This is a genomic window from Mesorhizobium sp. M0514 (assembly GCF_040321145.1).
Taxonomy (GTDB): Bacteria; Pseudomonadota; Alphaproteobacteria; order Rhizobiales; family Rhizobiaceae; genus Mesorhizobium.
The window spans coordinates 26674-46206 of record NZ_JAMYQZ010000025.1 but is presented as its reverse complement, the minus strand read 5'-3'; the positions used below and the strand labels follow the sequence as shown (position 1 = coordinate 46206).

The window sequence follows — 19533 nt, the reverse complement described above, 5'->3', positions numbered from 1 at the left end:
GGGCGGCCGCGAGGCCGCCCGGTTGGTTTCAAGCCTTACTTGACGTTGGCGCCGACGACGGCATCCCAGTTCTTGGTGACGGCTTCCTTTGCCTTGCCCTGCTCGTCCAGCGTCGGGAACACCGCGGCAGCGTAAGCCTCGGCCGGCGGCAGCTTGGCCATCACGTCGGCCGGGAGCTTGCCGTTCTTGGCAAGATCGTTGAAGCGGATCGGGTGGCAATAGCCCTTCAGCCAGCCGATCTGGCCTTCGTCGGAGTAGAGATACTCAAGCCAGAGCTTGGCAGCGTTCGGATGCGGTGCGAAAGCACTGATCGCCTGCACATAGACGCCGGCAACGACACCGGTCTTGGGCACGACGACGTCGACGGGCGGATTGCCCTTCAGCGTGTCGCGACCGGCAAGTGCATTGTAATCCCAGGTCACCAGGATCGGCGTCTGGCCTTGTGCCAGGGTCGCCGGTTTGCCGATGACCGGCACGAAATTGCCGGCGGCGTTAAGCTTCTTGAAGAAGTCGAGACCAGCAGTGCCAGCAGCTTCGCCGGCAGCCGCACCACCGGAAATGCCGGCCGCGTAGACGGCCTGGATGGCCTGGTTCGAGGCGCGCGGGTCGCCGGCAAGCGCCACGGTGTTGGCGAATTCCGGCTTCAGCAGGTCAGCCCAGTCAGCAGGCGCTTCCTTGACGAGGTCCTTGTTCACCAGGAAGGATAGCACGCCATAGTAGTCGCCGGTCCAGTAACCATCGGCATCCTTGGCGCTGTCGGGGATCGAGTCCCAGGTCGACACTTTGTAGGGCTGGATCAGGCCGTCAGCCTTGGCGGTCGGGCCGAAGGACAGGCCAACGTCGATGACGTCGGGCGCCTGCGGGCCCTTGTTGTCCTTGTTGGCCTTGATCGCCTCGACCTCGTCGCCGGAGCCGGCATCGGGGTTGAGTTCGTTGATGGTGATCTCAGGATACTTTGCCTTGAAGCCGTCGATGACGGCGCCGTAGCCGCACCAGTCATGCGGCAGCGCGATGGTGGTGAGCTGGCCTTCCTTCTTCGCAGCGGCAACCAGTTCATCCATGGACTGGGCCGACGAGATAGCAGAGGTCGCCATGAGGGCGACGGCCGAAAGGGAAAGCACTTTCCCTGTGAACTTGAACATGTGTTCTCTCCGTTGAACTGGCGTCCTGGACGCCTGCGATGCGGTATCGGTTTCATATGACAGCCAGATGAAAGCTTTTTGAAACTGGCCCCCGGCGGTACGAAAAGTTAACTCTTTTTAACCGGCTGTAGCAATTAGCCTCGACTTAATTTCCCGGCTAATGGTTTATTGGCTTGCTTTTTGCCCCCTTGCCCTTCCTTTCCCTTCGTTTTTAGATCACGTCCGGCGCAGAAACCGCCTCAGACAGTGCCGGCGATAGTGTTCTCGAGCAGCGTCAGCGCCGCCTTTTTGGTCAGCCTGACCGGGTTGCCGCCGGCGGTCGGATCGACCACCGCCATGTCGGCGATCAGCCCTTTGCGCTTCTTGTCCATGTCGAGCCCCTTGATCAGATCGGGCAGCGCATGCGGCACCTTCAATTCCTTGCGCAGCTTGATGATCGCTTTGGCAAAGCCGTCGAAGCCACCCTTGATGCCGCAATAGGCAGCGAGCCGGGCAATCCGCTCCTCGATGGAGTCGCGATTGAAGGCCAAGACATAGGGCATGAACACCGCATTCGTCATGCCGTGATGGGTGTCGTAGAGCGCGCCGATCGGATGCGACAGCGAGTGGATGGCGCCAAGACCCTTCTGGAAGGCGGCAGCACCCATGGCGGCCGCACTCATCATGTGGGCGCGCGCGACAAGGTCCTTGCCTTTGGCGTAGGCCCTGGGCAGGTTCTCGAACACCAGGCGCACACCTTCCACCGCAATGCCGTCGGCCATCGGATGGTAGCCCGGCGCGCAATAGGCTTCGAGGCAATGTGCCAGCGCATCCATGCCGGTGCCGGCGGTGATGAAGCCGGGCATGCCGACCGACAGTTCCGGATCGGCAATGACGATTGCCGGCAAAAGCTTCGGATGGAAGATGACCTTCTTGGTGTGCGTCGCCTCATTGGTGATGACGCCGGCACGCCCGACTTCCGAGCCTGTGCCGGCAGTGGTCGGCACGGCGATGATCGGCGCGATGGCATCCGAATTGGCGCGCGTCCACCAGTCGCCGACATCCTCAAAGTCCCAGATCGGTCGCGTCTGGCCGGCCTGGAACGCGATCAGCTTGCCGAGATCGAGCGCTGAACCGCCGCCGAAGGCGATGACGCCGTCATGCTTGCCCTTCTTGAACACGGCGATGCCGGCGGTGAGGTTGGAATCGACCGGGTTCGGCTTCACCTCGGAGAACACGCCATAGGATACCTTGGCGTCGTCGAGGATTTTCAGCGTCGAAGCGACGACCGGCAGTTTCGCCAACCCCGGATCGGTGACGAATAGCGGCCGCTTAATGCCGGTGGCAGCGAGCACCTCAGGCAGTTCCTTGATGCGCCCCGCGCCGAAGCGGACGGTGGTCGGGTAGTTCCATTTGGAGATCAGCTTGGACATGTCTTGTCTTTCAAAAAATCAGATGGCTTCGCGCAGATGGAAGGATTTCGGCCGGGTCAGATTGTCGTAGCCGAGCGCCGAAAGGGCGACGCCTTTGCCGGTGTCCTTGACGCCGGTCCAGACCAGCGCCGGATCGAGGTAGTCGCAGCGGTTCATGAACACGGTGCCGGTCTCGACGCGGTCGCCGATCGCCACCGCATGCTCGATATCGTCGGTCCAGATCGAAGCGGTCAGCCCGTAGGGGCTGTCGTTCATCAGCGCGATCGCCTCCTCGTCGTTGCGCACCTTCATGATGCCGACGATCGGGCCAAAACTTTCCTCGCGCATGACGCTCATCTGGTGGTCGACGCCGGTCAGCACTTCCGGCGCCAGATAGGGCGAGCCGGCCTTGTCGTTAGCCACCTTCATATTGATGTGTGCGATTGCACCCTTGCGCAGCGCCTCGGCCTTCTGCTCGCGGATCAGGTCGGCAAAGCGCGCCTGCGCCATCGGCCCCATTGTCGTCGCCTGTTCCAGCGGATTGCCGACGGCATAATTCTTCGTCTCGGCGATGAAACCTTCGACGAACTGGTCGTAGACCTTCTCATGCACATAGACGCGCTCGATGCCGCAGCAGCACTGGCCGGAATTGTAGAAGGCGCCGTCGACCAGATTGGCCACCGCATGGTCGAGCTTGGCGTCGGGCAGCACATAGGCCGGATCCTTGCCGCCGAGTTCGAGCCCGAGCGTCATGAAGGTGCCGGCCGCCGCCCTCTCGATGGCGCGGCCGCCGCCGACCGAACCGGTGAAATTGACATGGTCGATCTTGCCCGAGCCGAGCAGCTTCTCGGTCTGGGCATGGTTCAGCACGACATTCTGGAACACGCCCTTGGGCAGCCCAACCTTGTCGAACGCCTGCTGGAACCGTTCGCCAACCAGCAGCGTCTGCGCCGCATGTTTGAGGATAACGGTATTGCCGGCCATCAGTGCCGGCACGATGGTGTTGACGGCGGTCAGATAGGGATAGTTCCACGGCGCGATCACCATGACGACGCCGAGCGGATCCTTCTTCACATAGCGTCGGAAGCCGTCCTTCGGGTTGGATGCCGGCACGGATTTCAGCGCGGCTTCAGCGATCTCGACCATGTAATTGGTGCGTTCCCTGACGCCGCCGAACTCGCCGCCATAGCGCACCGGTCGCCCCATCTGCCAGGCGATCTCCGGCACGATCTCGTCGGTCATCGCGACCAGCGCTTCGAGCATCGCCAGCATAAATTTGCCGCGCTCGACGATCGGCGTCAGCGCCCACTTCTCCTGCGCCGCCTTGGCGCGCTCGACCGCGGCATTGATCGCCTGGTCGGTCGCGATCGGCCGCTCGGCGTAAATCGAACCATCGATGGGCGATTTGAGTTTTACGGTTTCCAATGGATACTCCAAGTTAGCAGGCTAGGGTGCGCAGATGGCCATTGCGGCCATAGCGAAGGATGGGCTCGTCACGCGTCACCAGAACCATGTCCAACGCTCTCGCACTTGCCATCAGTATCCGATCCGTGGGATCACCATGAGGCGGACCGGGCAGGTTGGATGACGCAATCAGAATGGCTGGTGAGATAGCGCTGAGCTTTGCCGACATTCGCTCGATGAATCGCTCCACGAAGTCGAGTGGCGCCAATGGCAGATTGAGCCGGCCCTTGGCTACGCCAATTCCGATCTCCCATGCCGACATCGGCGAAAGATACAGACGGCCGTCATAGGCCGCTTCCGAAATCTCCCGGCTTGCGTGCGGATCGATCAGACTATCGTTGGCGACAAAGATCATCGCACATGTATCCAGAAGCAGGTTTGGCCCTTCGCTCATTTACGCACCGCAAGTTTGCCGTGACGCGCGTCAGCCTCACCGCCCAGATAGCCCCCGTCCCATGGCTCGTCATCGAAAGGTTTGGTGATATCAAATCCGGCTTCGATTGTTATCAGGCCCTTCATGAAACCAAAACCGGGGTGGCGATCCGCGCGCGCCTCCTTTGGCGCGGCAGGCACGCTACCACTGGGCGGCGCCGAAATGGGTACTTTGCGAACGCGGCGAAATACCAGTTTCCCACTCCCTATATTGACGGATTCGGTCTCGAACCCAGCCTCAAGCCACTCCCTTGTCATGGGATTGTTGCTCGGATTGTTGCTCCACCATGCAGGGTATTGCTTCGATGCGGGCAGCGGCAGATTGAGCACTCTCTCGATTTCGGCGAATGACATCGGAATGCGATCGACATTTTGGGCAATGAGAAAGTCCTTGAGCGGCGCATATTTGGACATTGCAAACTCCTCAATGTAGCGCACTGCACTTTACAGGTACCATATGGTACTAACTTCACTACATTGTCAACATTAAAGCTGTATAAAGTTTTAATACCGCTCGAACCCCCTGTGCAGTTCCCAATCCGTAATGCGGCGGTCGTATTCGAACTGCTCCCACTTTGCGGTGTGGACATAATGTTCGAGCACATCGTCGCCGAGCGCCTGCTTCAGCATCTTCGACTTGGCCAGCGTCTCGGTGGCGTCGCGCAACGTCTTCGGGATCTCCGGCAGGCGCGAGGCCTGGTAGGCATCGCCGACGAACGGCTTCTGCAGTTCGAGCTTCTCGTCGATGCCGGCAAGGCCGGCGGCGATCAGCGCCGCGAAAGCGAGATAGGGGTTCAGGTCGGCGCCGCCGATGCGGCATTCCATGCGGATGCCCTTGGTGCCCTCACCGCACAGGCGGAAGCCGGCGGTGCGGTTGTCCTCGCTCCACATGATCTTGGTCGGTGCGAAGGTGCCGGCCTGGAAGCGCTTGTAGGAGTTGATGTAGGGCGCCAGGAACCAGGTAAACTCCCTGGCATATTTCAGTTGCCCAGCCGCCCATTGCTGGCCAAGCGTGGACAAAGTCCAGTCCGCCTTCTTGTCGAAGAACAATGGCGTCTTGCCATCGGCGCTCCACAGCGAATTGTGGATGTGGCTGGAATTACCGGCGAGCCCGTAATTGTATTTCGACATGAAGGAAATCGACTTGCCTTCGGACTCGGCAATCTCCTTGGCGCCGTTCTTCAGGATGACGTGGCGGTCCGCCATGTCGAGCGCCTCGGCATAGCGCACATTGATCTCTTCCTGCCCCGGGCCCCATTCGCCCTTGGAGTTTTCGATCGGAATGCCCGCCGCTTCCATCTCGTTGCGAAGCCGGCGCATGACGCCTTCTTCCTTGGTGGTGATGCCGATCTGGTAGTCGCCGATATAGGGCGACGCGGTGTCGAGCCCCTGCCAGTGCTTCTTGCGGGCGGAATCGTAGGTCTCGTTGAACAGGTAGAATTCGAGCTCGGAGGCGAAGTAGCCGATATAGCCGCGTTCGGTGAGCCGCTTGACCTGCTTTTTCAGCATCGCGCGCGGCGAATGCGGAAGGTCGTCATGGGTGTGGTGGTCGAGCACGTCGCAGATCACCAGCGCGGTCTTTTCCAGCCACGGAATCCGCCGCAGCGTCGCAAGGTCCGGCTTCATGACGAAGTCGCCATAGCCCTTCGACCAGCTTGCCGCCTTGTAGCCCGGCACCGGCTCCATATCGATGTCGGCGGCGAGCAGATAGTTGCAGCCATGCGTCTCGTCATGAGCAGAATCCACAAAGTACTGCGCCAGGAAACGCTTTCCCGCGAGCCGCCCCTGCATGTCGACGATGCAGGCCAGCACCGTGTCGATCTCGCCACTGGAGACCGCTTTCTTCAACTGATCGAACGAGAAATTTCCGGCCATTCCTTTGGCACTCCAGTGCTTGGTCGTTGAGGACGAACCATAGCCGGCTGCCCGCCGGCCATGGCCATGATCGTGACGTCAGTGGCCGGTTTCGCCGACAGCTTGTTCGGCAGCCTTGATCGCTGCCTGACGCGCCGCGATGATGTCGCCCAGCGGCGGGCCCTGGAAGCGATTGCGCTCGAAGGCGAACCAGACAATCGCCGTCAGGATGAAGAAGCCGACGGTGATGTACAGCGCCCAGTCGTTCGGCGGCTGGATGCCGATGATGAAGATCAGGATCATCGACACTATGGAAAGGACCCCGAACAGCATGAAGATGCCACGGCCCAGGTTCCACGGTCCCATCTTGTCCCACTTCGGCGTGCCCCAGGCCACCATGCCGAGCACGATCGGCACGGTGAAGGACAGGAACAGGAAGATGACGGTGCACGAGACGACGATGGTGTAGGCCGAAGTGCCGGCGACCGAAACCAGCGTCGAACCCCAAACGAACAGCACCGACAGGACCGACGCCGTCCAGATGGCCGCCACTGGCGTGCGATAGGTCGGGCTGACCTTGGCCAGTGCCGACGAGCCCGGCAGGCCGCCGTCACGCGAGAAGGCAAAGATCATGCGCGAAGCCGAGGTGACGGTTGCGAGGCCGCACAACAGCTGGGCGATGAACACGACGAGGTAGACGAACTCCTTGAGGCCGGGACTGACGCGCTGGTCGAAGGCCCAGAAGAACACGTTCCAACCCTGCTTGGCGGCGTCGTCCATGTTGGGGATCATCAGCACGAAGGCGGCCAGGAACAAATAGCCGAAGACCGCCGACCAGATAACCGACATCACCATCGCACGCGGCACCGATGAGGCCGCCTTGATGGTTTCCTCGGAAGTGTGTGCCGAAGCATCGTAGCCGGTGATGGTGTAGATCGGCAGCAAGAGGCCGAGAGCGAACACCCAGGCGTTCGAGACGGACGGCCAGACGCTGGCGCCGGCCTCACCCGAGTAGTTGTGGAAGGTGAAGAGCCGGCTGAAATCCCAGGTCTCGGCAGAGAACAGGCAGACGACCGCAATCAGGATCGAGCCGAAGAAGATCAGGTAGCCCGAAAAGTCGGTCAACTTCGCCGTCAGCTTGATGCCGAGATGGTTGATCAGCGCTTGGGCGCCGGTGATGATGACCAGGAAGATCATCTGATTGGTCAGCGTACCCTCGATGCCGAGCGTCGGCCCGAAGGCGCCGATGAAGAACGTCCAGGTGCCGACATTGATGGCGCCGAGCACGGTGATCAGGCCGAGCAGGTTGAGCCAGGCCGTCACCCAGCCGGTGCCGCGATTGCCGAGGATCGAACCCCAGTGATAGAGGCCGCCGGCCGTCGGATAGGCCGAGCTGATCTGCGACATGGCGACCGCGAAGGTGAGCGAAACGAAGCAGCCGACCAGCCAGCCGATGCCGATACCGATACCGCCGGCGCCCGACGTTGCCTGCGCTAGCGAATTGATGCCGCCCGACAGGATGCAGATGATGGAGAAGGAAACGGCGAAGTTGGAGAAGCGGCTTAGCCGCCGCTCAAGTTCCTGGGCGTAGCCCATGGAATGGAGGTGCTTTACGTCTTCCGCCTTGTCTGTGTCTGAATAACCCGGTGCTGCCATTGTAGTCCCCTTTTGCGTTCTTAGCTGGCCGGCCCTGCCCCGGCGGCTTGCGCCGGCCGGAGCATCTAGTCTTGCTGTTAGCCTGCCGTCTGGCCGACGGCTGCTTCCGCGGCCGCGATCTCCGAAGCGCGGCGAGCAATGTCGGCGCCGATCGGCGGGCCCTTGAAGCGGCGCGATTCGATACCGAACCACAGAACCACGAGCAGAACGATCAGGCCGATGGCATAGTTGATCAGGATGTCGAAGGGCGGCTGGATGCCGGCATACATCAGCACCAGAACGCCAAGCACCGTGATGACGGCGAACGGCTTGGACCAGATGCCAAGGCGGAACGGGCCGAATTCGGTCCAACTCTTGCCCTCGGCAAGCAGGCCTGCGGCCACCGGCATGGCGTAGGACACGTAGAGGAACAATGCACAGCCGGCCGCCAGTGCGGCGAAAGCCGGCGAGTACAATGTCGCTGCGACAGCGAGCACCGCTCCGAGCCAGATCGCCGCCACCGGCGTACGCCATGTCGGGCTGACGGTTTTCCACACCGACGAACCGGGCAGGCCGCCGTCACGCGCGAAGGCAAAGATCATGCGCGAGGTCGACGTCAGTCCGGCGAGCGCGCAGATGAAATTCGCCAGCACGATTGCGATGGCAATCATGCTCTTCAGCAGGAATGGTGCCGGCAGATTGTTGAAGAGATTGAACCAGGCATTGGCGCCATCCTTGGCCGTCGCTGCCAGATCGGGGCTGGCCAGTACGAACGAAACGGCCATGACGAAGCCGAACACCAGCGACCACAGAACCGAATGGATCATGCCGCGCGGCACCGCCACGCGGGCATTGTGGGTCTCTTCGGACGTGTGGGCCGAAGCGTCGAAGCCGGTGATGGTGTAGAGTGGGTAGAGCAGGCCGATCAGGAAGGCGACGAGTGCCGTCCGTGCGGTCGGAACGTAGCCTGCGCCTGGATCACCGGTGTTGTTGACGAAGGTGGTGAGCCGCGAGAAATCCCAGCTTGCGCCCCAGATCAGGAACATCGCGGTCAACACGACGGCGACGACCAGAATGAGGTAGCCCGAGAAATCCGTCAGCATGGTGGTGAGCCTGATACCGAAATGATTGATCAGCGCCTGCGCGACCGTGATGATCACAACGCCGATCACCTGCTCCTGATAGCCCCACGCGGAGACGTCGTTACCGAACACGCCGGACCAGACAAGGTCCTTGAACAGCGCGTAGACGCCGACATTGACCGAGGCGACGACGAAGACCAGGCCGAGCAAGTTGATCCAGGCCGTGGCCCAGCCCCAGCCGCGCCCGCCGAGAATTGACGACCAGTGGTAGAGACCGCCGGCCGTCGGATAGGCCGAGCCGATCTGGCCAAGGGACGCGGCAACGACAAGTGCAAAGACGCCGCCGATGACCCAGCCGACAGTCGCCTCGAAGCCGCTGCCGGTCGCCATGGCCAGCGGGAAGGACGTGATGCCGCCCGCCAGAATGCAAATGATCGAAAAGGAAATAGCGAAGTTCGAGAAGCCGCTCATGCGGCGAGCCAACTCCTGGGCATAGCCCATGCTATGGAGGGTTTTTACATCCTCCGATCTTTCAGCGTCTGATTTGTCCGGTCCTGCCATTTTCGTCCCCTGTTTTCTAGCTGGCCGATTGAACTGACTTTCCCATTGCTTGTCGCCGGGAACCCTTGGCCTCCTCGGGTTCCAGGTCAGAAAAAATGCCTGTGAGCAGATCCGCCCATTTCCGCTGCCCGGTCTCGCCGGAAATCTCGTCGTTGCGGATTTCGATCATTGCGCAGGCAAGGCCGCGCGAGCGTGCATGGCGCTCCAAAGTGAAATAGACGCGGTCGGCCGGCGAATAGGGCTCGTTGATGCCGACAGTGACGCCGGAGAGCCGCTGCAGCGCCGCTAACAGTGGCGACGCCAGCCGGCGGTCGTCATCATGGATGATGCCGATATGCCAGGGCCGGTTCTTGCCCTTGTAGACCGGGGTGAAGGAATGCACCGACACCAGCCGGGTCTCCTGCCCACGCGCCTGCCGGTCGTCGATGATCGATGCGATCGTGTCGTGGAACGGCCGCCACGACAAAGCGATGCGCTCGGCGCGCTCACTGTCCGACAGGCCGGCATTGCCCGGAATGGCCGTCGTCTCGCTGACCGGCGGCACCAGGTCCGGTGCGTCGAGCGGACGGTTGCAGTCGATGATCAGGCGCGAGATGCGGGTTTCGATGAGCGTCGCATCGAGGGCGGTCGCGATGCGGCGGGCCACCGGCAGCGCGCCGGGGTCCCAGGCGATGTGGCGGGAGAGGTCCTCGGCCGGCAGGCCAAGCGTGCCGAATTCGGACGGCAGGAAGTTGGAAGCGTGGTCGCAGGTCAGCACGAAAGGGCTGGACCCGCCGGGGTTCGTCACCCCTACGGTATCAGACGATGCAAGGCTGGCGGGCCGTGCTCTCTCCATAGTCTGCCGTCCCCTGGGGAGCGCTGTATCTTATGTTACGTATTTTGCCTCATTGCGTCCCTGTGGATGATTTCATACAGTTTGTCCGGCTTTGTCAAATGCGATTTCGGGGAAGCGGTCTGGACGGGCTCAGGGGTGGGGAAAACGATGATTTCCAGCATTGCCGAACTGATTTCGGACCGCATCGGCACGATGCCGGCCGGCGAGCGCCGCGCCGCGCAGACACTGATTGCGAACTATCCGCTGATCGGGCTGAAGACGGTCGCCGAGTTCTCGACCGCCGCCGGCGTATCGTCGCCGACCATCCTGCGCTTTGTCTCCAGGCTGGGGTTCCAGAACTATCCCGAATTCCAGTCGGCGCTGCAGGACGAACTGGCGGCGCAATTGCAGTCGCCGGCATCGCGCACGCTCAACCCGGCCTCCCCAAGCGGTGCAGTATCGCCAATGCTGGAGGCGACGCTGGACAATATGCGTGAGACCTTCAGGCATCTCTCCGACAGACAGCTTGCCGACATCGCCGCAAGGCTTGCCGACCGGCGCGGCAAGACATTCCTGATCGGCGGCCGCTTCACCGATCCGTTGGCACGCTACATGGCCGCCCATCTCGCCATCATCCAGCCCGATGTCTATCACCTTGCCGGCCAGGAGAGCATCTGGCGCGACCGGCTGATCGACATGGGCAAGCGCGACGTGCTGGTGATCTTCGACATCAGGCGCTACCAGGACAGTCTGGTCCGCTTTGCCCAGACCGCGCATCAGCGCGGCGTTCAGATCGTGCTGTTCACCGACCAGTGGCTATCGCCGATCGCCCGCTTCGCCCGCCATGTCATTGCCGGACGCACCGCCGTGCCTTCGGCGTGGGACTCTTCGGCCGCTCTGTTCGTTGTCGCCGAGACGCTGATCGGCGCCGTCACGAGGCAGCTCGAGGCCGACAGCGCCAGGCGCATCCGCGACCTCGAAAGCCTGCGCTGACACGTTCAATCCCCGCCGCAGGTGCGCAAAATTACGCAGATTTAATGTGCATGGAAGCGGCAGAATTGCCATAAAGCCATGATATTGCGGCGGCTTCGCACATACCGGGTGCGTCGCTGCGCGTTTTTTTGCTTGGCGAAACCCGTAGACGTTTTGCCAACCGGAGTGTCGATGGTCGCCTGGAAACAGATCGTTTTTGCGCTTGTGATCCTGGTCGCGGCTGTCCTCGCCTGGGCGCGATTCTTCCCGGGCGCGCCGGAGGTTCTGGCACGCTGGGGCATCGACTGGACCTATGCTTCGGCGCCCGCCACAACCGGCGCGGTCGACACGACGAAACAGGCAGGCGGTCGCAACGCTGCCGGCCGGCCGGCAAATGTCGTTGCCTTGCCGGCGGGCACGGCCACCATCAACGATCGCCTGCAGGCGATCGGCACCGGCCGCGCCAATGCCTCGGTGACGGTCAACCCGTACAGCTCCGGCCGGCTGGTTGAATTCCTCGTCCAGTCCGGTACCCGCGTCGACAAGGGGCAGATCATCGCTGTTCTCGATTCCGAGACCGAGGTGATCTCGCAGGATCGTGCCAAGCTCGCCTTGCAGGATGCCCAGGACAAGCTCGAGCGGGTGAAATCATTGAGGGCCTCCAACGCCGCGACCCCGGTCGCCGTCGCCGATGCCCAAGTGGTGCTGGCCGGCGCCAAACTGGCGCTGCAGGATGCCGAACTCGCCTTGCAGCGTCGTTCGATCGTCGCCCCTATCGCCGGCACGGTCGGCATCCTGCCGATATCGGCCGGCAATTACGTCACCAGCCAGTCGGCGATCGCCACGCTTGACGACCGCTCCTCCATCCTGGTCGATTTCTTGGTGCCCGAGCGCTTCGCCGCCGCCGTCAAGGTCGGCGCGCAACTGTCGGCGACGCCGATCGCCAATCCGAGCAAGGCCTATACCGGCACTGTGTCGGCCATCGACAACCACATCGACGAAAAGAGCCGCACCCTGCTGGTCAAGGCTGCAATCGCCAATCCGGCGGATTCGCTGCGCGCCGGCATGTCGTTCGGCATCACCATGCGCTTCCCCGGCGACACCTATCCGGCCGTCAGCCCGCTGGCAATCCTGTGGGGTTCCGACGGCGCCTATGTCTGGCAGATCGAGGACGGCAAGGCCAAGCGCGTTCCCGTGCGCATCATCCAGCGCAACACTGAGACGGTGCTGGTCGACGCTGAGATCGAGGATGGCGACATGGTCGTCACCGAAGGCACCCAGAGCGTCAGCGAAGGCGGCGCGGTCCGCATCGCCGGCCAGGATCAGCGCGCCGCGGAAGCTGCCGAAGGCTCATGACTGCACCCGTCAGCACCGCCAGCGAAACCGGCTTCACCGCACTCTTCATCCGCAGGCCGGTTATGGCCTTCGTGCTGAACACGCTGATCGCAGTGGCCGGCCTTGCCGCTTTCTATGGCGTCGAAATCCGCGAACTGCCCGATGTCGACCGCGCCGTGGTCACCGTGTCGACGGCCTTCGAGGGTGCCGCCGCCGAAACCGTCGACCGTGAACTGACCGACACCATCGAGGGCGCGGTCGCCCGCGTCTCCGGCGTCAAGTCGATCTCGTCGACCTCTTCCTTCGGCCAGAGCCGCGTCACCATCGAGTTCAACGACGGCGTCGATTTGAACGTCGCCGCCTCCGACGTGCGCGACGCGGTCGGCCGTGTCGCCAACATGATACCGGAGACCGCCGACCCGCCGCGCATCGTCAAGGCCGATGCGAATTCCGATGCCGTGATGCGACTGGCCGTCACCTCCGACACCATGTCGGTGCAGGACATGACGGTGATCGTCCAGGACCAGATCGAGGACGAACTGGCTGCCGTGCCTGGCGTCGCCGACGTTCAGGTCTATGGCGACCGCGACAAGATCTTCCGCATCGATGTCGACCAGAACAAGCTCGCCAGCCTCGGCTTCACTGTGGCCGATCTGAGGGCAGCGCTTGCCTCGGTCGCTTTCGATTCACCAGCCGGTTCGATCACCACCACCAACCAGGATCTCATCGTCCGCACCACGGCCGATGTGACGACGCCGGAAGAATTCGAAAACATCATCATCGGCGGCACGACGCGCATCCGCGACGTCGCCACCGTCACGCTCGGTCCCGACATCGGCCAGACCTCGTTGCGCTCCGACGGCAAGACCGGCATTGGCCTTGGCATCATCCGCCAGGCGGAATCGAACACGCTGGATATTTCCACCGGAGTGAAGGCAGCCGTCGCCAAGCTGCAGGAAAACCTGCCCAAGGGCATGTCGATCAAGATCACCAGCGACGACGCAGTCTTCGTCAACGGCGCCGTGCACGAGGTCGAGATCGCGCTCGGCCTGTCGATCTCCATGGTGCTGATCGTCATCTACATCTTCCTGCTCGACTGGCGCGCGACGCTGATCCCTGGTCTGTCAATGCCGGTCGCCATGATTGGCACCATCGCCGCCATCTATCTCGCCGGCTTCTCCATCAACATCCTGACGCTTCTGGCGCTGGTGCTGGCAACCGGCCTTGTCGTCGACGACGCCATCGTCGTTCTGGAAAACATCGTGCGACGGCGCAACGAAGGCATGGGGCCTCGTGCCGCCGCCGTGCTCGGCGCCCAAGAAGTGTTCTTCGCAGTCATCGCCACGACGCTGACGCTCGTTGCCGTTTTCGTGCCGATCTCCTTCCTGCCGGGACAGACCGGCGGCCTGTTTCGCGAATTCGGCTTCGTCCTCGCCATGTCGGTGCTGCTCTCCTGCGTGGTGGCGCTGACGCTGTGCCCGATGCTGGCCTCGCGCATGTTGACCGGCGCATCGCTCCACCATGAAGGCGGTCACGGCATTGGCGCGCGCGTCGGTGGCGCGCTGAACGCGGCCTACAAGCGCGCCCTGCATGCCTGCCTCGGCGCGCCGTGGATCGTGCTGCTGGTTGCGGTGCTGTTTGCGGGCGTCGCCTTCAGCCTGTTCGGCACCATCCGCCAGGAACTGACGCCGAGCGAGGACCGCGCCGTCGTGCTGTTGCGCATCAACGCGCCGCAAGGCGTCAGCCTCGATTACACCACGCAGCAGATGCAGAAGATCGAGAGGCTGATCCAGCCGCTGCGCGATTCCGGCGAGATCGTCTCGACCTTCGAAAACGCCGGCCAGAACGGCGCCTACAATTCCGGCTTCATGGTGATGACGCTGGCGCCGTGGGACGAGCGCACGCGCAGCCAGCAGGAGATCATGGCGCAGATAAGCCAGCTGACCCGGCAGGTGCCATCCGTGCGCATCTTCCCGGTGCAGGCCAATAGCCTCGGCATTCGCGGCGCCGGCAACGGCCTGCAATTCGCGCTGGTCGGCAACGACCGCAAGGCGCTCGGCGACGCGGCGGTGAAGATCATCGCCCGGATGCAGGCCGATCCGCGCTTCCAGACGCCGCGGCTTTCCATCGACCCGACGCAGCCGCAGCTGGCGGTGGCGATCGACCGCGAGCGCGCCTCCGATCTCGGCATCGATATATCGGGGCTCGCCAACACCTTGCAGGCGATGCTCGACGGCAACGATGTCGTCGATGTCTACATCGCCGACCGCAGCTATGGCGTGAAGCTGGTCTCGACCACCAACCCGATCAATGATCCGACCGATCTGGAAAACATCTTCCTGAAGACCGCCGACGGCCGCTTCGTGCCAATGTCGACCATCGCCACGCTGACCGAGCGCGCCGTGCCGCCGTCGCTGACCCGCGAACAGCAGCAGCCTTCGGTGGCGATCACCTCGAACCTGAACGGCAATTTCGCACTGGGTGACGCGCTCGGCGTTGCCGAGCAGATCGCCGCCCCGCTGCTGCCGCCGGGCAGCCGCGTCCTGCCGCTGGCCGAAGCCGCGACGCTCGGCGAGACCAACAGCGCCATGATCACCATTTTCGGCTTCGCGCTGGTCATCATCCTCCTGGTGCTCGCCGCCCAGTTCGAAAGCTTCGTCAGCGCCGTCATCATCATGGCGACGGTCCCCCTCGGCCTTGCCTGCGCAATCTTTGCGCTGCTTTTGTCAGGCACCAGCCTCAATGCCTACAGCCAGATTGGCCTCGTGCTTCTGGTCGGCGTCATGGCCAAGAACGGCATCCTCATCGTCGAATTCGCCAACCAGCTGCGCGACCGCGGCCTCGGCGTGCGCGAGGCGATCGAGCAGGCCTCGATCATCCGCCTGCGGCCGGTGATGATGACGATGATCTGCACCATCCTCGGCGGGGTCCCGCTGGTGCTGGCCGCCGGCGCCGGTGCCGAAGCGCGCATCGCGCTCGGCTGGGTCATCGTCGGCGGGCTGGGTCTCGCCACCGTCTCGACGCTGTTCCTGACCCCGGTCGCCTACCTCCTGCTCGGCCGCTTCGTCACGCCGAAGACGCATGAGGAAGCGAGGCTGAAGCGGGAGCTTGAGGAAGCGGCGTACGCCAATGTCGAGCCGGCGGAGTAGCTCCGCTTACCCTCCCCCTTGTGGGGAGGGTCGGACCGCAGGTCCGGGGTGGGGGTGCAGCGCCAACTAACGTCGGTCCAGCGCTCCCGCGAATAACAGAGGTGGAGCCAAGACCCCCACCCCGACGAACGAGCAAAATTGCTCTTTCGTCGACCCTCCCCACAAGGGGGAGGGTAGAAAGTCACGGCCTAATAAACACCTTCCCGTTCGGCTTGGCCAGCTCCGCCGGGGCCTTCGCCATCGCCTCATCCAGCGGTAGCACCGCCGTCACGTCGGTTGACCAGCGCCCATCCGAAAAGCGCTTCTGTGCTTCCATGATCGCCGGGCCGCGCTTGTCGCGGAACTGGCGCATCCATTCGACCAGCCAGAAGCCTTCAATGTGCTTGTGTTGGAAGATCATCTGGCCGGGCTCACGGATGACAGTGGTGTCCGGATCGAGCCGTCCATAGATGATCCAGCGCGAGCGCTTCGGCATGGCGTCGAAGATCGCCGAGGCCAGCGGCCCGGTCACGGCATCGAGGAAGATGCGCGGCTGCTCGGCCTTGACCACATCGCGTAGTGCTGCCTTGAAATCCGGCGCCTTCTCGTTGAGCACATGGGCAGCCCCGATCTCCTTCAACAGCGGAATCTGCTCGTCGCGGCGCACGGTGACGATCGGCCGGAACCCAGCCTCCTTGGCGAGACCCGCGATCAGCTTACAAAGCTGGCTGGCGCCGGCGGTCATGATGAAGGCTTTTTCGCCCGTCTCCTTGACGATGTCGAACATGGCGAGCGCCGTGAGCGGGTTGACGATCATCGCCGCGCCATCCTCGTCGCGGACCGTGTCGAGCAGCGGAATGCAGCCGGCAGCTTCGGCAACTGCATAGTCCGCCCACGCGCCCCAATTGGTGACGCCGGTGGTGAAGGCGATGCGCTTGCCGATCAGGCTTTTCGCATAGGGCTCGTCGCCGCTGGCAACGACCGTGCCGACACCCTCGAAGCCGGCCGGCTGGCCCTTGGCGCGCGGCTGACCGTACTGGCCCTTGATGAACATGACGTCGGACGGGTTGATCGAGGCGAGGCTGACCTTGATCAGAACCTGGCTCGGTCCGGGCGTCGGCACGCCGATGCTGCCAAGCTTGAGATACGGCTCCATCGCCTCCAGCGCACTGCCGGAGGGCGTCCTGGTGTAGCCGTCGCCGGTCAGCAGCAGTGCTTTCATGTCTGAGGGGATCGCCATGGCGGGGCTCCTTACAGTTTGAGGATGAGCTTGCCGGATGCGCCACGGCCAAGCACGCGCGTCACCATGGCGGCGGCATCGGCCAGCGGATAAGTGCCTTCGATGGCCGGCCGAACCTTGCCGGCGCGATGCCAGCCGACCAGCTCCTTCAGATTGTCGGCATGGACGAGCTGGTCGAGCGGCGCGAAATCGCGGGCGATGAGGGTTTTCATCCACTCAGACCCTTTCCTGCGTGTATTTCCTGAGCTCCGTGCGCGCCACCTGCCGGCGGTGCACGGCGTCCGGCCCGTCGGCGAGGCGCAGGGTTCGCAGATGCGTCCATGAGCGTGCCAGCGGCGTGTCCTGGCTGATGCCTTGCGCCCCGAACATCTGCACGGCCTCGTCGGTGACCTTGAGCGCGACGCGCGGTGCGATGACCTTGATCTGGCTGATCCAGGGCGCGGCTGCGCGCGCATCGCCCTGGTCGATCATCCACGCCGCCTTGAGGCAGAGCAGCCGCGCCATCTCGATCTCCATGCGGCACTCCGCGATGATATCGAAATTGGCGCCGAGCCTGGCCAAGGGCTGGCCGAAGGCCTCGCGGCGCACCGAGCGCTGACACAGCATCTCCAGCGCCATTTCGGCCTGGCCGATGGCGCGCATGCAATGGTGGATGCGGCCGGGGCCAAGCCGCCCCTGGGCGATCTCGAACCCCCTGCCCTCGCCGAGGATCAGGTTTCCGGCCGGCACCCGCACATTGTCGAAGCGAAGATGCATGTGGCCATGCGGCGCGTCGTCGTCGCCATAGACCTGCATCGGCCGCAGCTTGGTCACGCCCTTGGTGCCGGACGGCACCAGGATCATCGAGTGGCGGCGGTGCTGCGGCTCGGCTTCGCCGCCGGTGCGAACCATGACGACATAGATGGCGCAGCGCGGGTCCCCGGCCCCCGACGCCCACCATTTCTCGCCGTTGAGTACATAGTCGCCGGCTTGCTTTTCGCAGCGCATGGCGATGTTGGTGGCGTCGGAGGAGGCGACATCCGGCTCCGTCATCAGATAGGCCGAGCGGATTTTCCCCTCGAGCAGCGGCGCCAGCCATGCCTGCTTGTGGTCCTCCGAGCCATAGCGCTCCAGCACCTCCATATTGCCGGTGTCGGGCGCCGAGCAATTGAAGGTCTCCGCGCCGAGATGCGCCTTGCCCATCTCCTCGGCCAGATAGGCATATTCGACGGTTGACAGCCCATAGCCGCGCTCGGAGCCGGTCAGCCAGAAATTCCACAGGCCGCGCTCCTTGGCCGTTTTCTTCAACCCTTCGAGGATTTCGGTCTGCCGCGCGGTATAGACCCAGCGGTCGCCGCCCTTGCCGACCTCGCTCAAAAACTCATGATCGAGCGGCATGATCTCGTCGCGCACCATGGCGGCGACGCGGGCGTGGATCGGCTTCAGCCGCTCGGTCATGCCGAGATTCATGTCGTTCATCGCTCGCTAACCCTTCATGCTGGCCGGATATTTACGTTCTTATGTAGCAAACGCACCAACTTCCCGCGCGACCTAAAGGGTGGGATCCATATAATCTGGGGATGCCAAGAGTTGGCCCTATCGTCCGTTCGTCTCGAAAACGAACACGCCATCAACACCCTATTCGCCAAGCGCTCCGAACTATCTTGTCCGGTTCAAGGGTACGAACCTGGCTCACCAGCTTCCCCACATTGATCGGTGCTGCTGATCCTTGACCCGTCGCAGATCACGCCATTGCGACGCCAGCCAAGCCGCTTGCGCAAGGGAGAGCTTTGACGACTGATTCTGAAATGCGAGGCGGACGGCAGCAAGGTCAACAAAGAGACTGCCCAGCGCATTGTCGCAATGAAGGGTTGGGAACCGTCGTTGGTCGAGCGGGTCAGGCAGTGTGTCAACACCGCGAAAGTGCGCGAAGGCGGAAAGCCAAAGCTAGCGGAGAGCGTTAGCGGCGCGAAGAAATGGGCGAGGCGGCAGTGAGCAGCCGATCAGATAGTTGATTATTCATAATATCGCCCTACAATCAAAAAATCGACCCCGGTGCAAACGGGGCCGATTTCAGAAGTGCTTACAAATCGGGGTCAGTTACTCCTTGATAGGTGCTGACCCCGAACCTTTCGCGAGATTGATTGCTGAAAGGCAATCGCTCCGGTTCCAATAGCCTTCGCCTGAGTTGGCGATTTTCAGGTTATTGGCTGCATACAGGGTCCACCGGTATTGGCCGGCGACATCTTTATAAAGGTAGTACCACATGTCCGATTCATCCTTTTCTGGCTCGGACGTTGCGTTCAACCGATACTTGTTCGAGTACCGGCATGACGGCACGGAATGGGGTATCGAAGTTATGGCCCGCTCGCCCCAAGAGGCGAAAGAGCGCATCAAATCGCTGACGTGGGCTCGCTTTCAAGGCGAGGTTCAGGCCAAAATCCGCATCCCGACCGGCGGACTATTTCCGGAAATTGTCCGCCGATTATTGGGTAGCTAGTTTA

General features: G+C 62.7%; 17 protein-coding genes. 4 read left to right on the top strand and 13 right to left on the bottom strand.

Going from position 1 to position 19533, the window contains the following annotated elements; translation table 11 throughout:
* Positions 1-35: 35 nt before the first annotated feature.
* The 9 genes from NKI61_RS13045 to NKI61_RS13005 form a co-directional block, all read right to left on the bottom strand.
* A complete protein-coding gene (locus NKI61_RS13045) occupies positions 36-1142 on the bottom strand; it encodes an ABC transporter substrate-binding protein (RefSeq protein WP_023671169.1) in 1107 nt (368 codons plus the stop codon).
* A 239-nt stretch (positions 1143-1381) separates the two neighbouring features.
* Positions 1382-2554 carry an iron-containing alcohol dehydrogenase gene (locus NKI61_RS13040; RefSeq protein WP_352536516.1) on the bottom strand — a complete coding sequence of 391 codons (1173 nt, stop codon included), beginning with the start codon at positions 2552-2554 and terminating at the stop codon, positions 1382-1384.
* Positions 2555-2572: 18 nt separating this feature from the next.
* On the bottom strand, positions 2573-3958 hold the full coding sequence (locus tag NKI61_RS13035; RefSeq protein ID WP_352536515.1) for an aldehyde dehydrogenase family protein: 1386 nt from the start codon (positions 3956-3958) through the stop codon (positions 2573-2575).
* Positions 3959-3971: 13 nt separating this feature from the next.
* Positions 3972-4391 carry a type II toxin-antitoxin system VapC family toxin gene (locus tag NKI61_RS13030; RefSeq protein WP_031253200.1) on the bottom strand — a complete coding sequence of 140 codons (420 nt, stop codon included), beginning with the start codon at positions 4389-4391 and terminating at the stop codon, positions 3972-3974.
* Positions 4388-4843, bottom strand: coding sequence for a DUF7662 domain-containing protein (locus tag NKI61_RS13025; RefSeq protein ID WP_352536514.1), 456 nt, complete (start codon positions 4841-4843; stop codon positions 4388-4390). The genes NKI61_RS13030 and NKI61_RS13025 overlap by 4 nt, the downstream gene beginning before the upstream one ends.
* Before the next feature lie 90 nt (positions 4844-4933).
* Positions 4934-6304, bottom strand: a complete 1371-nt coding sequence (locus tag NKI61_RS13020) for a glutamine synthetase family protein (protein WP_023701008.1) — start codon at positions 6302-6304, stop codon at positions 4934-4936.
* Between the two features lie 78 nt (positions 6305-6382).
* Positions 6383-7939, bottom strand: a complete 1557-nt coding sequence (locus NKI61_RS13015) for an amino acid permease (protein WP_023691841.1) — start codon at positions 7937-7939, stop codon at positions 6383-6385.
* 77 nt (positions 7940-8016) lie between these two features.
* The gene (locus NKI61_RS13010; RefSeq protein ID WP_023740938.1) at positions 8017-9561 is read right to left on the bottom strand and encodes an amino acid permease; all 1545 of its coding nucleotides are present in this window, start codon (positions 9559-9561) and stop codon (positions 8017-8019) included.
* 16 nt (positions 9562-9577) lie between these two features.
* On the bottom strand, positions 9578-10396 hold the full coding sequence (locus tag NKI61_RS13005; RefSeq protein ID WP_352536513.1) for an N-formylglutamate amidohydrolase: 819 nt from the start codon (positions 10394-10396) through the stop codon (positions 9578-9580).
* Between the two features lie 147 nt (positions 10397-10543).
* Here NKI61_RS13005 and NKI61_RS13000 point away from each other — a divergent pair, with 147 nt between their 5' ends.
* From NKI61_RS13000 to NKI61_RS12990, 3 genes are all read left to right on the top strand, one after another.
* Positions 10544-11368, top strand: coding sequence for a MurR/RpiR family transcriptional regulator (locus NKI61_RS13000; protein ID WP_023671160.1), 825 nt, complete (start codon positions 10544-10546; stop codon positions 11366-11368).
* Between the two features lie 171 nt (positions 11369-11539).
* Positions 11540-12703 (top strand): efflux RND transporter periplasmic adaptor subunit, encoded by a 1164-nt coding sequence (locus NKI61_RS12995; protein ID WP_352839702.1) that lies wholly within the window; start codon positions 11540-11542, stop codon positions 12701-12703.
* A complete protein-coding gene (locus tag NKI61_RS12990) occupies positions 12700-15831 on the top strand; it encodes an efflux RND transporter permease subunit (protein WP_023704042.1) in 3132 nt (1043 codons plus the stop codon). The genes NKI61_RS12995 and NKI61_RS12990 overlap by 4 nt, the downstream gene beginning before the upstream one ends.
* A gap of 181 nt (positions 15832-16012) precedes the next feature.
* On the opposite strand, the gene NKI61_RS12985 is transcribed toward NKI61_RS12990, so the two are convergent.
* From NKI61_RS12985 to NKI61_RS12970, 4 genes are all read right to left on the bottom strand, one after another.
* Complete coding sequence (locus NKI61_RS12985; protein ID WP_023691846.1) at positions 16013-17050, bottom strand: zinc-binding dehydrogenase; 1038 nt, start codon at positions 17048-17050, stop codon at positions 16013-16015.
* Between the two features lie 11 nt (positions 17051-17061).
* Positions 17062-17364, bottom strand: a complete 303-nt coding sequence (locus NKI61_RS12980; protein ID WP_352839720.1) for a zinc-binding dehydrogenase — start codon at positions 17362-17364, stop codon at positions 17062-17064.
* Positions 17267-18508 (bottom strand): acyl-CoA dehydrogenase family protein, encoded by a 1242-nt coding sequence (locus NKI61_RS12975; RefSeq protein WP_352560369.1) that lies wholly within the window; start codon positions 18506-18508, stop codon positions 17267-17269. The genes NKI61_RS12980 and NKI61_RS12975 overlap by 98 nt, the downstream gene beginning before the upstream one ends.
* 621 nt (positions 18509-19129) lie before the next feature.
* Complete coding sequence (locus tag NKI61_RS12970; protein WP_352560367.1) at positions 19130-19297, bottom strand: YegP family protein; 168 nt, start codon at positions 19295-19297, stop codon at positions 19130-19132.
* On the opposite strand from NKI61_RS12970, the gene NKI61_RS12965 reads away from it, so the two are divergent.
* Positions 19296-19529: a hypothetical protein gene (locus NKI61_RS12965; protein ID WP_352560365.1), complete on the top strand. Its 234-nt coding sequence runs from the start codon at positions 19296-19298 to the stop codon at positions 19527-19529. The two genes, NKI61_RS12970 and NKI61_RS12965, sit on opposite strands and share 2 nt — an antisense overlap.
* The last annotated feature ends 4 nt before the right edge of the window (positions 19530-19533 follow it).